1 pseudogene is annotated in these 723 nt (G+C 70.4%); it reads left to right on the forward strand.

The features are described from left to right. Positions 1-721, forward strand: a pseudogene (locus IEZ01_RS36245) (IS5 family transposase); the annotation flags it as partial. Positions 722-723: the final 2 nt, after the last annotated feature.

The raw sequence follows: 723 nt of genomic DNA on the forward strand, positions 1-723 counted from the left end.
TGCCCGAACGCTACGGGCCGTGGGACCGGGTCTACGACCTGTTCCGGCGCTGGCAGCGGGACGGGACCTGGGCCGGGATCCTCACCCGGCTCCAGGCCGAGGCGGACGCGAAGGGCCTGATCACCTGGGACGTGAACGTGGACTCCACCGTCTGCCGGGCCCACCAGCACGCCGCCGGGGCGGCGAAAAGGGGGATCTCCAGAAGGAACCGCCCGGCGGTGTCTTCGCCGAGCCGGCCGACCACGGCCTCGGACGTTCCCGCGGCGGACTGACCACCAAGATTCACCTCGCCGTCGAACAGGGCCAGAAGCCCCTGTCCGTCGTGATCACGGCGGGGCAGCGAGGCGACTCGCCGCAGTTCGAGCCCGTCCTGGAAGCGATCCGGGTCCCCCGGCTCGGGCCCGGCAGGCCGCGCAAGCGGCCGGACCGAGTACGGGCCGACAAGGCCTACGACTCCCGCACCAACCGCTCCTACCTGCGCAGACGCGGTATCAAGGCCACCATCCCGGTGCCCGCGGATCGTGTCCGCAACCGGCAGAAGCGCGGCTCACGCGGCGGGCGGCCGCCGAACTTCGACAGGGACGACTACAAGCAGCGGCACGCGGTCGAGTGTGGGATCAACCGGCTCAAGAGACACCGTGCCGTCGCCACCAGGTACGACAAACTCGCCGTCCGCTACGAAGCGACAGTGCTGGTCGCAGCCATCAACGAATGGCTGTGACC

The organism is Streptomyces purpureus, from assembly GCF_014648195.1.
Classification (GTDB): domain Bacteria; phylum Actinomycetota; class Actinomycetes; order Streptomycetales; family Streptomycetaceae; genus Streptomyces; species Streptomyces purpureus.